This is a genomic window from Anaeropeptidivorans aminofermentans, from assembly GCF_940670685.1.
GTDB lineage: Bacteria > Bacillota > Clostridia > Lachnospirales > UBA5962 > Anaeropeptidivorans > Anaeropeptidivorans aminofermentans.
In genome coordinates, this window is sequence record NZ_OW711693.1 from 798,401 (window position 1) to 812,470 (window position 14,070).

Here is a 14,070-nt window from a genome sequence, read left to right on the forward strand (position 1 = left end):
TATAAAGAAGTAATAAAACTTTATTCAATAGACTAAAAAGCCGGTTTTCCTTCGGAAACAGCATATTTTTGAGCCTAAAAGAATAGATGGTTTTTTACTGTTTAATTTTAAATTTACTATAATTTATTAAATTAATGAATCAATATCCTTATGGCTTCTTCCGAAGGAAGCAGCAACTTCTTTGCAGGTAAGCTCGCCGTTATATACATTGATACCTTTTTTGATTCCGCTGTCTAATTGAGCGGCGGCTTCCAAGCCCTTGTCGGCGATTAAAAGGCCTCTGCTTAAAGTAGCGTTTGTAAGGCCGAGTGTTGCTGTTCTGGGGGTTGCGCCAGGCATATTTGCAACACAGTAATGAACGATGCCATCCACAACGAATGTAGGATCGTCGTGGTAAGTAGCATGTGTAGTTTCGCAGCAGCCGCCTTGGTCTACAGCGATGTCTACGATAACGCTTCCAGGTCTCATGTTTTTGAAATATTTGCGTTTAATCAATTTTGGTGCAGCAGCACCGGGTACAAGAACTGCTCCTATAACTAAATCGGCAGCAGCAACTTCCTTTTCTATAGCAGCGTCTGTACTGTAAACAGTTTTGATGGCGTTGCCGAAAAGGTCATCAAGATAAGTAAGCCTGTCAAGAGATAAGTCGATAATCGTAACGTCGGCGCCCATGCCTATGGCTATTTTAGCCGCATTTGTTCCAACTACACCGCCGCCTACAACAACAACCTTTGCCCTTGGTACACCGGGGATACCGCTTAATAATACGCCTGAACCGCCCATAGGCTTTTCAAGGCATTTTGCGCCTTCCTGAACGCTTAAGCGCCCTGCGATTTCACTCATGGGCTTAAGAAGAGGCAATGCGCCATTTCTATCGGTTATGGTTTCATAGGCAACGCCCTTTACGCCTGATTTAAGACATGCGTCGGTAAGCTCTTCGCTTGCTGCAAGGTGAAGATAAGTGTAGAGGATTTGACCTTCGCGCATTAAAGGATACTCTTCTGCTAAAGGCTCTTTAACCTTAATTATCATATCACTCTTTGCCCAAACTTCAGCCGCGGTATCTAAAATTACAGCGCCTGCTTCAGCGTATTGTTCATTGGTGAATCCTGAGCCTAAGCCTCCGTCTTTTTCGATGAAAACTTCATGATTTCTGTTTACGTAAGCCTTAACATTATCAGGGGTCATACCTATTCTGTACTCATGTTTCTTGATTTCTTTGACACATCCGATTTTCATTAATATTCCCTCCTTGTATACCCATTTTATAATCGTGATTTGAAAAAGTCAACCGGATATTTAACCATGTTTGGAAATATTTAATATTCCATATCTTGAATATACTGAATAAGTCAAATGATTTTTATGCAATATGACAGAAAGCTTTACTTATGCATTGTGTCAGGAAGCTTATGTTTATTGAGATTTGGTTTCATAGAAATGCCCTGGACTTTAAATATAATACAAAACATTTAGTTATTAATACGAAATAAGTAAAAATATCAAAAAAAATACAGTATACATGCTCTTTTTATATTCAAGTTTTCGGTGTATTTTTATAATCGTCTGAATAGGCCAATGCCTAAGTTCATGTATTTTTTTTATGAATAAATAGATTGAGAATGTTTCTTTGAATATTACCTGTTGATGATAGGCATATGTTATGGTATTCTTTAAAGATGGAACAGAGAGCGAATAGATTATGGCCTTCCATGTTTATGCGCTTCAATATAAAACAAAACCCAGCATAAGGCGATTTACTATAAGGAGGAAATAACTTGATTCTTTCAGGACTTGAAATAGAAAAGCGAATGGGAAAAGACATTATAATTGAGCCTTTCGACAAAAAAGCCCTTAATCCCAACAGCTATAATTTAAAATTACATAACGAAATGCTTGTATATGAAGAACATAATCTGGACATGAAAAAGAAAAATGAGGCAAAATTGATTGAGATACCGGAGGACGGCCTTTGGCTTGAGCCGGGTAAGCTTTATCTCGGCAGGACCCACGAATATACGGAGACGCTTAATTGTGTTCCCATGCTTGAGGGCCGTTCCTCAGTGGGCAGGCTCGGGCTTTTTATCCATGTTACGGCAGGGTTTGGCGACGTCGGGTTTAAAGGCTATTGGACCCTTGAAATCCACTGTGTTCAGCCTGTTAAAATATATCCCTATGTAGAGGTATGCCAAATTTATTACCACACCATATGTGGCGATTATATTGAATACAAATCAGGGAAATACCAAAATAACAGCGGTATTCAGCCAAGCATGCTTTATAAGGACTTTCAATAAGCTTACTTTAAAACTAATTAGGCATAAAACGCAATAAGGAGTTATTTTTTATGAATAATGTTGTTTCAAAATTCAATGATTCAAAGGCGGAGCTTTTAAAGGCCTTTGGCTGCCCGGATGAATATTTCATAAGATATATGAAAGGCTTCAGCTATCAGATAACAGAAGACGACGGCATATTTTTCCTAAGCTATTGGCAGGACGAAAAAAATAAGACAACGGCAATCGTAGTAAAAAGAGATGACAAGCCGTTACTTTATAAGCATAATAATCATACTATGGTAATAGCCATAGATTGTGTTAAAATTGGCTTTATATTTGAGAAGAAGTAAAGTGTATATCTTCTTTTGAGGTGAATCTATTGGAAGAATATTCTGGCGAAACAAAAAGAACCCTATTTTTTGGAATTCTTAACTTTATAAATAAGCTTATGCCCAAAAGGCTAAAAAAGGCTGAAAAAACCCAGTTTGACAAATACCTTAAATCCCTCGATAAAAAGGATCCCATGTATGACAGGGCCCAAAAAACCTCTGAGCTTTGCAATGAGGCTGTTACTGTTGCCAAGCAGAGAATATTTCTCATACGTAAAATCCATGAAATAGATGAGCAGATGGCGGAGCTTTCGGCATATGACAAGCTTACGGAAGAAGACGTAGTATACCTTAAGAAACTCATGGATCGATTTTCCTCTTTAAGCAAGGATAAGAGCAATTTGATTTATCAGATGACTTCCTTTGATAAATCCCTTGAAAATATGCATTATATGGTTGACGATGCAAAATATATCGTAGACTATATTCCCGAAGCCGAAAGAAATCAGAAAATATTAAAAAAAGATATCAGCCTTTTGCAGGGAGAAAAGGCGGAGCTTGAATTTGAGTATAATCAGATGATTAATGCCCATACTTTTATATACAGAAGCTCTATAGGGCTTGTAATCCTGTTTGGTTTTATACTTCTTCTTCTTTCTTATTTATTCTTATTTAAAAATGTATCTATATTCCTTCCGGCGGCTTCGCTTTCGTTTTTTTTGATTATTATTATAACCCTTGTCTATATTTTTAGAAAAAGAATCAAAGCAGAGCTTAAAATCAACAGGCTTAAATATGATAAAATTATTGGTATTATTAATAAGAAAACAGCAGTATACGCTCATTATACTAATTTTTTGAATTATGTGTATAAAAAATATAATGTAAGAAGCTCGGAAAAGCTTAAGAAAAATATAGCCGACTTCAACAAATATAAAACCATGGCCAACCGCTTTGATAAGCTTAAAAACAGCATGTATGAAACCGAGAAGGAAATATCTGCATTTTTAAGAGAGAAGAAGCTTGGGAATACTGTAATAACAGTTGAAGGCCTTGCTAAGACTTTGAATATAGACGATAAAAGAAGAACTTACGGCAATTATGAAAAAGAGAAGAAAAGACTTGAAGAAAGGCTTTCCCAGCTCGATGAAATCCATGAAAGTATATGGAATAATCTTGTTATTCTTCATGATGAAGATAAAACAGAGGATGAAATCATCGGAAGCATTATCGAAGCCTATATTGAGGAAGTGGGAAACATTGCCAATATAAGCCTTGATGACTTCTCAAAAGGGTATAAAAATGATATGGAAGAAAGCGACATGAGTAAGCTCTTTAAAAAGATAGCGGAAATAAATAACTCTATTGAAAAAGAGAAAAAGCCGGAGGAGCAAACAGAAGCAATTAAATCATAAAATTACTTGCTATAGGCTTTCAATATTCACAGGTATTGACAATAAAGATACAATAACATATAATATTACAAATTAATAAGATAAAAGCTGAGAAAAAGAGGAGTAGGCATTCACGATTTTTAGAGAGAGGCGTTCACCGGCTGAAAGGCGCCTTATTTACGGACTGCTGAAGGTAGCTTTGGAGCTTTTATATTGAAAATGGGTTAATGCCCAGTAGATATAAACGTTGGCTGCGTTAAAAGCCGGATATAGGCTTATTTTATTTGCTTATGTCCATAAGAGCTTGATTATTCAAGAATTAAGGTGGTACCGCGATGCTTTCGCCCTTTTCTAAGGACGGGAGCTTTTTTATTGGCGTCGTCAAAACAAAGTTTTGACGGGTTTTCACGGTAGGCAGGTTTAGCAAGTTCCTAAAGAAACTTTCTAAACCTCGCATTTTGGCAGAAGTAAATGCCGCAAAAATGATTAAAATCTACGATGTTCAACACAAGATATAGTAAATTTAAAGTTAAACAGTAACAAAACCGTATATTTGCAAGGATTCAAAAATGTACCGTTTCCGAAGGAAATCCGTATTTTTATACTACGCGAACTTGGAAAAGGATGCAGGCGTAAGCCTGCAAATCTTTTTTAAGTGAGCGATTTCTTATCGTTATCAAACTCAAACTTGTTTTTGTTTGGTAACGATGAATCCGCAGTGAATAGGTTTTTGTTACTTCTTTATAAGAAATTCACTATATTTTATAGAATATTCCTGTGAAGGGTTAACTTAAATGCAGGTAATTGAAATATAACGAATTTACAGTTACGAATATTCTTATGGCTTTTCATTAACCGCATAAGGAAAATGATATATTATTATTTTATGAGCATAGAAAACAGGAGGAGTTTATATGAAGGAATTGGAAAAAACCTATAATCCTAAGGAAATAGAAGATAGAATTTACAGCAACTGGCTTGAAAAGAAATACTTTGCAGGAAAAATAGATAAAAATAAAAAGCCCTATTCAATTGTGATACCGCCGCCGAATATTACAGGCCAGCTCCATTTGGGGCATGCCTTAAATTGTACCATGCAGGATATTTTAATCAGGTCTAAGCGTATGCAGGGCTATTCTGTTTTATGGCTTCCGGGCACAGACCATGCCAGCATTTCAACAGAGGTAAAAATCGTTGAAAAAATGGCCAAGGAAGGCGTTACCAAGGCGGACATCGGCAGAGAAGGCTTCCTTGAAAGGGCTTGGGAATGGAGAAACGAGTTCGGCGGAAGAATTGTTTCCCAGCTGAAAAAGCTCGGCGGTTCCTGCGACTGGGACAGGGAACGGTTTACCCTTGATGAAGGCCTAAACAATGCCGTTAACGAGGTTTTCTTAAAGCTTTATAAAAAAGGCTGGATTTACAAAGGAGAAAAGCTGATTAACTGGTGCCCCAAATGTAAAACCACTATTTCCGACGCGGAGGTTGACCATGAGGAAAAAACCGGCGGCTTCTGGCACTTTAAATATCCTATTGAAGATACAGAGGAATATCTGGAGTTTGCCACAACAAGGCCTGAAACCATGCTTGGAGATACGGCTATCGCAGTAAACCCTGAGGATGAAAGATATACCCATCTTGTAGGTAAATTTGTTACGGTGCCCATTGTAAACAGAAGAATTCCCATTATTGCTGATTTCTACGTGGAAAAGGATTTCGGAACAGGCGTAGTTAAAATAACCCCTGCCCACGACCCCAACGACTATGAAGTAGGTCTTAGGAATCAACTTGAAACCATCAATATTATGAATGATGACGGCACTTTAAATAAAAACGCCGGCCCTTATGAAGGGTTAGACCGGTACGACGCAAGAAAGAAAATCATCGAAGAATTTAAGGACATGGGCCTTTTCGTAAAGATGGAAGAAATCAAGCATTCCGTTGGAGTTCATGAAAGATGCCATGAAGTTATAGAACCTTTAATCAAGCTCCAATGGTTTGTTAAAATGGAGGAAATGGCAAAGCCTGCCATTGAAGCCGTTAAGGATAAAAGCCTTAATTTTGTGCCCGAACGGTATGAAAAAACGTATTTGAACTGGCTTGAAAATATCAGAGACTGGTGTATTTCCCGTCAGCTTTGGTGGGGTCACCGTATCCCCGCTTATTACTGTCAGGAGTGCGGTCATATTAATGTTTCTGTTCATGCACCGGAAAAATGTGAAAAATGTAGCAGTACAAATTTAAAGCAGGACGAGGACTCTCTGGATACCTGGTTCAGCTCTGCCCTCTGGCCTTTTTCTACCCTTGGCTGGCCGGAAAAGACGCCGGAGCTTGAATATTTCTACCCGACGAATGTTCTGGTAACGGCTTATGATATTATTTTCTTCTGGGTTGTAAGAATGGTATTTTCAGCCATTGAACAGACAGGAGAGCTGCCGTTTAAAGATGTTTTAATTCATGGCCTTATTAGAGACGCTCAGGGCAGAAAAATGAGCAAATCTTTAAATAACGGTGTGGACCCGCTGGAGGTTATTGATAAATACGGCGCAGATGCTTTAAGGTTTTCTCTTATGATGGGCAATTCCGCAGGAAACGACCTTAGGTTCTCCGAAGAAAAGGTTGAGTCTGCAAGAAACTTCATCAATAAAATATGGAATGCTGCAAGGTTCATTATGATGAATTTCGACGAGGAAATAAAAGAGCCCGAAAGCCTTGACCATACGGATAAATGGATACTTTCAAAATGCAATACCTTAATAAAAGAGGTTACTTATAATCTCGAAAATTACGACCTTGGTGTTTCTCTCCAGAAAATATATGATTTTGCATGGGATGAATACTGTGACTGGTATATAGAGATGGTTAAGCCAAGGCTCTATAATAAGGAAGACCCTACGAGAGGCGCTGCTCTTTATACCCTTCATAAGGTGCTTATTCAAATCCTTAAGCTTTTGCACCCTTATACGCCTTTTGTTACTGAGGAGATATTTATGACCCTCCAAAGTGAAGAAGAAACCATTATGCTTTCAAAATGGCCTGAATATGACGAGGCTATGTGCTTTTCCGAAGACGAAGAGGCCATAGAACTTATAAAAACAGCAGTAAAGGGTATAAGAAATATCAGAGCGGAAATGAATGTTGCCCCTTCTAAAAAGGCGAAGATGATTATAGTTACGAAAGATCAAACCATAGGAAGCCTTTTTGAAACCCAAAGTTCTTATATAAAGAATTTGGCTTCGGCTTCTGAAATTATTATTCAGGAGGAAAAGGCAGGTGTTTCCGACGATGCGGTATCTGTTATCATACCGAATGCCAATATATATCTTCCTTTTGAAGAGCTTGTGGATATTTCTAAAGAGATAAAAAGACTTGAAGCAGAGCTTGATAAAATAGAAAAAGAAATCAAAAGAGCAGAAGGCAAGCTTTCAAACGAAGGCTTTACCTCAAAGGCCCCCCAATCTCTTATAGACGCTGAAAACGAAAAGAAGGAAAAGTATATCGGCCTTTATGACCAGGTTAAAAGACAGCTTGACAATATAAAAGAAAAAATGTAAAAATAATAAAAAGGGCCTAAGGCCCTTTTATTATTTTTTAAACTTTCTATGAAAAATGGGTGAACTTTGTTAAGGCGTGAACTTTTACCAAAAAAATCCCGATAATTATGAACTTTCATTAAGAAATTATTAAAATAGAATAATAGTCAATATGCAGTATTGTAAATAAAGGCGGATTAAGTGTATAATAAATTTATATGTTTAATATATAGTTCATGAATTTAAAAATTTGCTTATTAATGATAAGAGGATGTGTATTTAAAAAACGATTTACAAGCTGGGGATTGTATAATTTTTTAGTTTGTTTAGTACAGTATGGACATATTCTTAATTTCGATTGTATTATATTTAACAGGTTTGAAAAGGGCTACAAGATACCTTGCGTCTTTTTTCAAGTTCGTTTAAGTATATAGTCTGTTTACTTTATGCTCCTGCAGATTTGTCTTTAGAAGGTTTAAAATAAAAAGCAGAAGTAAATTGACAATAATATTATTCATAGGAATTCAAGTATACATAAATAGTGATGGATTTAGGAGGCTTTTATGATAGATTTTATGGAAGAAATAAGCAAGTATAAACCTATTTTGGGAATAGGCGAGGTAGGCTCCTCTATACAGACAGACGAAATAAAGGACATGATGGATTTGCTTCAGTATATTACCGATCAGGTCGCCCAGAAAAGTGACAAGGAGTAGATAAAGTTGAATTGTCCCAATTGCAAGCAGGAAATCAAAGACAGTAATATCTGCCCCAGCTGCGGAATCGATGTAGTTTTGTTTGAAAAGACCCTTAAAATATCCGACGTTCTTTATAATAAGGGGCTGAACCTTGCTAAGGTAAGGGATTTGTCCGGGGCTTCAGACGCTCTTATGAAGAGCATACAGTTTAACAAAAACAATTATTATGCCAGAAATCTTCTCGGTCTTGTTTTTTATGAAACAGGGCATATTGGTGATGCCTTAAAGCAATGGGTCATAAGCGCCTCTTTAATGAGCGAGATGAACCCTGCCGTGAAGTATATAGAAAGGGTTCAAAAAAGCCCTAAAGATATGGACATGCTGGATGATGCCATAGAAATGTATAATAATGCCCTTGGCTATATAGACCAGAAATCCGACGATATCGCTATTATACAGCTTAAAAAAGCGATAGAGCTTAGCCCTAAATTTATTGATGCGATGAACTTATTGGCATTTTGCTATTTAATTCAAAATGAAAAGCAAAAGGCTTCTCAGCTTATCGTCAAGGTTCTTGAGCTTGATATTAATAACCCCATAGCATTAAATTATTATAATGAAGTATTTCCCAATAGACAAAGGCCGAAGCCTTCGGAAAAGAAAGAGCCAAAGAAGGTATCTCCCGTTACGTCAACAGCCATGCTTACGCCCGAAAGCAGAAAGAAGCTTTTTGGAAACAATTTTTACTTTGCCGAGTTTGTAAGCTTTTTTGCAGGCTGTATTTGCGTTCTTGCCCTTATGTATATCCTTGTGATTCCCGGGGCTACGGAGGAAAGGGATAATAAAATAACACAGCTCGAAGATAAAATAACTTCCATGGAAGAGGCCCAAAAGACAAAAGAAACAGAACTTAACGACAAAATAACAGCTCTTACGGAAGAAAATACAAAAGTTAAAGAAGAAAATGCCCATTTAAATTCAGAGGTTACGGTGCAGAGAAAGGTAAGTACATTAAACTCTGCGCTGGAGCTTTATTCTAACGGAGAAACGGGAGAAGCGGCGTCGGTTATATATTCCATCGACCCTACAGGGCTTGACGAAGAAAACATGACAAAATATGAAAATGCCAAGGAAGAGATATATAAGAAGGCGGCCTCTACTTATTATGATCAAGGCGTATCAAGCTTCAATAAAGCTGAATATGAAGACGCAAGGCGCTCTTTTGAATCCTGCATTATCTATGCGGCGGAAGATGCCAACTTTATAGACGATGCCGCCTATTTTCTCGGCCGTATAGCTGAAGAGGATAAGGATTTGGAAAAAGCCAAGCTTTATTATAATATGGTTTTGGAAAAATACCCTAATTCCAATAGAACGAGCGCTACAAAAAACAGGATGAATGCAATGGAAGGGTAATTATTTTATATTTTTAAAGAGACTAAATAAAAGCCGGATTTTCCGGCTTTTTTAATGAAAAGACTTATAGTATTCAGGGTTTTGGCATCAGAGACCTTTGTTAGCTATATATTAAATTTAAAGTTAACATGTTAAAGCCATATATTTCTTGATTCATATAAAATAGCGGCAATGTCAATTTGCTTTTCTCTTATTTTATATCCCTAAAAACCAGATGCTTATAATAGAAGAAACAGAACAAATGGCCTTTTCTAAAACTGCCTTTATTTGATTTTATATATTAAAAGCCTTATGATTATTGCAGTATAAAGATAATTTCACTGTGTTTGCGAAAGCAATCCATGTTTTTATACGAAGCAAACTTGGAAAAGGATACAGGCGTAAGCCTGTAACCCTTTTTTTATTGAGGTTTTCTTATGGTTATCAACCATGTTTTTTATTTGATAATGCTGAGGCTTAAGTGAATAGGCGTTTGTTGCTTCTTCATAATAAATTTATTATGCTTCTGATTTTTTACCCTATAAATATTGAAAGTTTTCGCAGACCAATATAAGTATAGCGCGTATATCTTAGTATAAAACAAGGAAAGAGTTTTAAGTTAAACACAAGAAATCAGCCGTTGATTTTATGCTATATCAAAACAGCCTTAAGGAAGCAATAAAATCTATTTTTCATAAACAGCTTTATATTCAAGCCATTTAAAATATAGGATTGTTGTTACCTTAATTAAAGTGTTTAGCTACAATTATTATTTGAAGGAGATGTATTATGGGTGAATCTTTTATAAAAATAAACGAGAGACTTGCAGGAATGCTGGCATACGTTTTAGGCCCTGCCACAGGTTTATTCTTCTATATAGGTGAAACTGTTTCAGGAAACAATAATAGAAATGTCAAGTTTCATGCACTGCAGTCTACAATTCTCTTTGGAGGACTATGGGTACTTACATTCCTTCTTGGAATAATAAGCTTTCTGCCTTTCATGGGCCTTTTAATAAGACTTATTGACCTTGCCTCTTTTGTAGCCTATGTATACCTTATATATTCAGCTTATGTAGGCAAGAATTTCAGAGTCCCTATTATTGGAGATGCCTGCCATCAGCAGGTTTACAAATAAAGATTATTATAAAAATAAGCCTTCTTAGAAGGCTTATTTTTATGCATTTTACATAAGCGTATTTAGATAATAATATTTGTTTTCGGATATTACATATATTTTACTTTTCATATATGACAATACCTTGACAAAGGAAGGCTAATGTGTGAGAATATAGAAAACAAGGTAGAAATATAAACAAAAATCTGGGGTTTTGTCGAATTTTTTGCAGTCTTTACCCCTGTAGCAGCTGTATTTTTTAAGCCATAATTTAGGCGAAGAAGATGATAGAACAAAAAAGATTCTTAGGCTTCATTAACAAAAAGATATTTAAAGTTTTGGTTATAATTGCTGGGAGGAACTAAATGGGTATGGATTATAAATCCGCAGGCGTGGACGTTGAAGCGGGATACAAGTCGGTAGAGCTTATTAAAAGGCATGTGAAAGAGACCTATACGAAAGATGTTTTGAATGATTTAGGCTCGTTTAGCGGCCTTTTTTCCCTGTCGGCAGCAAAAGATATGAAAGAGCCTGTTCTTGTTTCAGGAACAGACGGTGTAGGTACGAAACTTAAAATTGCATTTTTAATGGATAAGCACGATACAGTCGGCATTGACTGCGTAGCAATGTGCGTAAACGATATCGTATGCTGCGGAGCAAGGCCGCTGTTTTTTCTTGATTATATAGCCTGCGGTAAGAATTATCCTGAAAAGATAGAGCAGATTGTAAAAGGCATATCTGCCGGCTGCAAGGAAAGCGGAGCTGCACTCATAGGAGGGGAAACGGCGGAAATGCCCGGCTTTTATCCTGAAGACGAATATGATTTGGCAGGATTTTGCGTAGGTATTTTAGATAAAGCGGATATTATTGACGGTAAAACGATTTCAGACGGCGATATTCTTATAGGCGTCGAATCCAGCGGGCTTCATTCAAACGGCTATTCCCTTGTACGCAAGGTCTTTGATATTTCCAAAGAAAATATAAGTAAATATTACGATGAATTAGGCTGCACCTTAGGGGAGGAGCTTTTAAAGCCCACAAGAATTTATGCCAAAACCGTTCTTGAGCTTATATCAAAGGTGAAGATAAAGGGTATCAGCAATATTACAGGCGGCGGATTTATAGAAAATATTCCCCGTATGCTTCCAGAAGGGGTCTGTGCTTTTATTAATGAAGGAACATGGGAAATACCCCCTATATTTAATTTAATAGCAGGTCAGGGCAATGTCTCTAAGGACGTTATGTATAACACCCTTAACATGGGAATTTCTCTAGTTATGGCTGTTTCTAAGGAAGATGCAGATAAGACTCTTTCGGTTTTAAAATCTCTTGATGAAAAGGCCTATATCATCGGCGAAGTAAGAAAAGATGATTCCAGGAGAATTGAAATATGTTACAGATAGCCGTTTTAGTATCAGGCGGCGGAACCAATCTTCAGGCAATCATAGATAAGATAAATTCCGGTGAGCTTGACTGTAAAATTAATAGGGTCATTAGTGACAATAAAGACGCTTATGCTCTTGAAAGGGCAAAAAAGCATAATATTGATACAAAAGTTATTGAATTTAATAAAGACTTCAATGAAAATCTGCTTTCGGCTCTTGAAGAAAGCAAAGCAGAGCTTATTGTTGCAGCCGGCTTTTTAAAGGTTTTAAGCTCTGAAATAATCCATAGATACAGACACAAAATAGTAAATATTCATCCTTCTTTAATTCCTTCTTTCTGCGGAAAGGGCTTTTACGGCATAAAAGTTCACGAAAAGGCATTGGAAAGAGGAATAAAAATTACAGGGGCTACTGTCCATTTTATCGACGAAGGTACGGATACAGGGCCAATAATAATGCAGCGGGCTGTTGCTGTTATGGATGACGACACACCGCAGAGCCTTCAAAAAAGAGTCATGGAGGAAGCGGAGCAGGCAATACTTCCCGAGTCTTTAAAGCTTATAGCAGAAGGCAGAGTTTATATAGAAAACGGCAAGGCAAAAATCAGGAGGATTATTGTATGAGGCTTTTAGTAGTTGGAGGCGGAGCCAGAGAACACGCGATCATATGGAAGCTAAATGCGGCTTCCAAGAAACATGAGATATACTGTGCTCCTGGAAACGCAGGAATTGGGTCAGAAGCCCACTGCATAGACATATCAGCTTCTGATATAGAAGGCTTAATTGCCTTTGTTGAAAAGAATCATATTGAATTTACGATAGTGGGCAATGAAGAACCCCTTTCCATGGGTATCGTTGACAGGTTTAATGAAAGAGGGCTTAAGATTTTAGGGCCCACAAAGAGTGCTGCGCTTATTGAGGCCAGCAAGGCATTTTCTAAAGATTTTATGGAGCGAAACCATATTCCCACGGCAAAATACAGAACCTTTTCAAACCGTGAAGAGGCTTTGCAGTATGCAGAAGATTCAGACTATCCTCTTGTAATAAAGGCCGACGGCCTTGCCTTGGGAAAAGGTGTAATTATATGCCAAACCTTTGATGAGGCAGCAACAGCCATTGACGAAATGATGGTTATGGAAAAATTTGGCGGTTCAGGCAGAAAAATAGTGATTGAAGAATTCCTGGAAGGGGAAGAAGTATCGGTTCTTGCTTTTTGCGACGGAAGGACTGCGATTCCTATGGTTCCTGCTCAGGATTACAAAAAAGCAATGGATTATGATAAAGGGTTAAACACAGGGGGAATGGGTTCCTTCAGCCCCTGTAAGGTTTATACAAAAGAAATAGAAGAGTTCTGCTTTGAAAGAATACTCAAGCCTACTATAAACGCTATGCGTACAGAGGGAAGGCCTTTTCAGGGTATTCTTTTTTTAGGATTGATTTTAACCCAAAAAGGGCCCAAGGTCATAGAATATAATGCAAGATTCGGAGATCCGGAAACCCAGTCCGTCATGTTAAGGCTTAAGACGGATTTGCTTGAAATCCTTTTAGCCTGTCAGGAAGGAACCCTTGATAAAATAAAAATTCAGTGGGAGGATAATGCGGCAGTCTGTGTTGTTATGGCAAGCGGCGGTTATCCTGAAAATTACGAGAAGGGCTTTGAAATTAAAGGACTAAATTTCTATAAATCTTCGCAGGACATTATTATTTTTCATGCAGGAACAAAAGAAAAGGGTACGAATATAATTACAAATGGGGGAAGAGTTCTTTCGGTCTGCGCCAGAGGAAAAACCATCGAAGAAGCCAGAAATAAAGCATATGAAGCGGCTGAAACAATCTCCTTCGACGGTGCTTTTTACCGTAAAGATATTGCTCTTAAAGGAATTTAAATAAATTTTAAAAATTTTTATAATCTCATCACAAGATATAGATGTTTAATCGCGATTAA

At 37.2% G+C, this 14,070-nt stretch carries 11 protein-coding genes and 1 other annotated feature; of the genes, 10 read left to right on the forward strand and 1 reads right to left on the reverse strand.

Annotated elements, in window-relative coordinates; all coding sequences use genetic code 11:
* Positions 1-126: 126 nt before the first annotated feature.
* Positions 127-1,239 carry an alanine dehydrogenase gene (gene ald, locus NBX03_RS03205; protein ID WP_250229336.1) on the reverse strand — a complete coding sequence of 371 codons (1,113 nt, stop codon included), beginning with the start codon at positions 1,237-1,239 and terminating at the stop codon, positions 127-129.
* A 539-nt stretch (positions 1,240-1,778) separates the two neighbouring features.
* Here ald and dcd point away from each other — a divergent pair.
* From dcd to purD, 10 genes are all read left to right on the forward strand, one after another.
* The gene (gene dcd, locus NBX03_RS03210; RefSeq protein ID WP_250229337.1) at positions 1,779-2,297 is read left to right on the forward strand and encodes a dCTP deaminase; all 519 of its coding nucleotides are present in this window, start codon (positions 1,779-1,781) and stop codon (positions 2,295-2,297) included.
* A gap of 50 nt (positions 2,298-2,347) precedes the next feature.
* Positions 2,348-2,629: a hypothetical protein gene (locus NBX03_RS03215; RefSeq protein ID WP_250229338.1), complete on the forward strand. Its 282-nt coding sequence runs from the start codon at positions 2,348-2,350 to the stop codon at positions 2,627-2,629.
* 29 nt (positions 2,630-2,658) lie between these two features.
* Complete coding sequence (locus NBX03_RS03220) at positions 2,659-4,023, forward strand: hypothetical protein (RefSeq protein ID WP_250229339.1); 1,365 nt, start codon at positions 2,659-2,661, stop codon at positions 4,021-4,023.
* Between the two features lie 80 nt (positions 4,024-4,103).
* Positions 4,104-4,354 (forward strand) — a binding site (T-box leader).
* 562 nt (positions 4,355-4,916) lie between these two features.
* Positions 4,917-7,553, forward strand: a complete 2,637-nt coding sequence (locus NBX03_RS03225) for a valine--tRNA ligase (RefSeq protein ID WP_250229340.1) — start codon at positions 4,917-4,919, stop codon at positions 7,551-7,553.
* Positions 7,554-8,095: 542 nt separating this feature from the next.
* Positions 8,096-8,248 (forward strand): hypothetical protein, encoded by a 153-nt coding sequence (locus tag NBX03_RS03230; RefSeq protein WP_250229341.1) that lies wholly within the window; start codon positions 8,096-8,098, stop codon positions 8,246-8,248.
* 6 nt (positions 8,249-8,254) lie between these two features.
* Entirely contained in the window at positions 8,255-9,646 is a 1,392-nt protein-coding gene (locus NBX03_RS03235) for a tetratricopeptide repeat protein (protein WP_250229342.1), read from the forward strand.
* 768 nt (positions 9,647-10,414) lie between these two features.
* On the forward strand, positions 10,415-10,762 hold the full coding sequence (locus NBX03_RS03240) for a DUF4870 domain-containing protein (protein WP_250229343.1): 348 nt from the start codon (positions 10,415-10,417) through the stop codon (positions 10,760-10,762).
* Between the two features lie 350 nt (positions 10,763-11,112).
* The gene (gene purM / locus NBX03_RS03245) at positions 11,113-12,144 is read left to right on the forward strand and encodes a phosphoribosylformylglycinamidine cyclo-ligase (RefSeq protein ID WP_323373275.1); all 1,032 of its coding nucleotides are present in this window, start codon (positions 11,113-11,115) and stop codon (positions 12,142-12,144) included.
* Positions 12,132-12,749 (forward strand): phosphoribosylglycinamide formyltransferase, encoded by a 618-nt coding sequence (gene purN, locus NBX03_RS03250; protein WP_250229345.1) that lies wholly within the window; start codon positions 12,132-12,134, stop codon positions 12,747-12,749. The genes purM and purN overlap by 13 nt, the downstream gene beginning before the upstream one ends.
* Positions 12,746-14,011 (forward strand): phosphoribosylamine--glycine ligase, encoded by a 1,266-nt coding sequence (gene purD, locus NBX03_RS03255; RefSeq protein WP_250229346.1) that lies wholly within the window; start codon positions 12,746-12,748, stop codon positions 14,009-14,011. The genes purN and purD overlap by 4 nt, the downstream gene beginning before the upstream one ends.
* The last annotated feature ends 59 nt before the right edge of the window (positions 14,012-14,070 follow it).

What these genes read in the sequence shown, in the direction of transcription:
- ald (WP_250229336.1), bottom strand. Translation starts at nt 1,239, where the DNA reads ATGAAAATCGGATGTGTCAAAGAAATCAAGAAACATGAGTACAGAATA.
- NBX03_RS03215 (WP_250229338.1), top strand. Translation starts at nt 2,348, where the DNA reads ATGAATAATGTTGTTTCAAAATTCAATGATTCAAAGGCGGAGCTTTTA.
- NBX03_RS03225 (WP_250229340.1), top strand. Translation starts at nt 4,917, where the DNA reads ATGAAGGAATTGGAAAAAACCTATAATCCTAAGGAAATAGAAGATAGA.
- NBX03_RS03230 (WP_250229341.1), top strand. Translation starts at nt 8,096, where the DNA reads ATGATAGATTTTATGGAAGAAATAAGCAAGTATAAACCTATTTTGGGA.
- NBX03_RS03240 (WP_250229343.1), top strand. Translation starts at nt 10,415, where the DNA reads ATGGGTGAATCTTTTATAAAAATAAACGAGAGACTTGCAGGAATGCTG.
- purM (WP_323373275.1), top strand. Translation starts at nt 11,113, where the DNA reads ATGGATTATAAATCCGCAGGCGTGGACGTTGAAGCGGGATACAAGTCG.
- purN (WP_250229345.1), top strand. Translation starts at nt 12,132, where the DNA reads ATGTTACAGATAGCCGTTTTAGTATCAGGCGGCGGAACCAATCTTCAG.
- purD (WP_250229346.1), top strand. Translation starts at nt 12,746, where the DNA reads ATGAGGCTTTTAGTAGTTGGAGGCGGAGCCAGAGAACACGCGATCATA.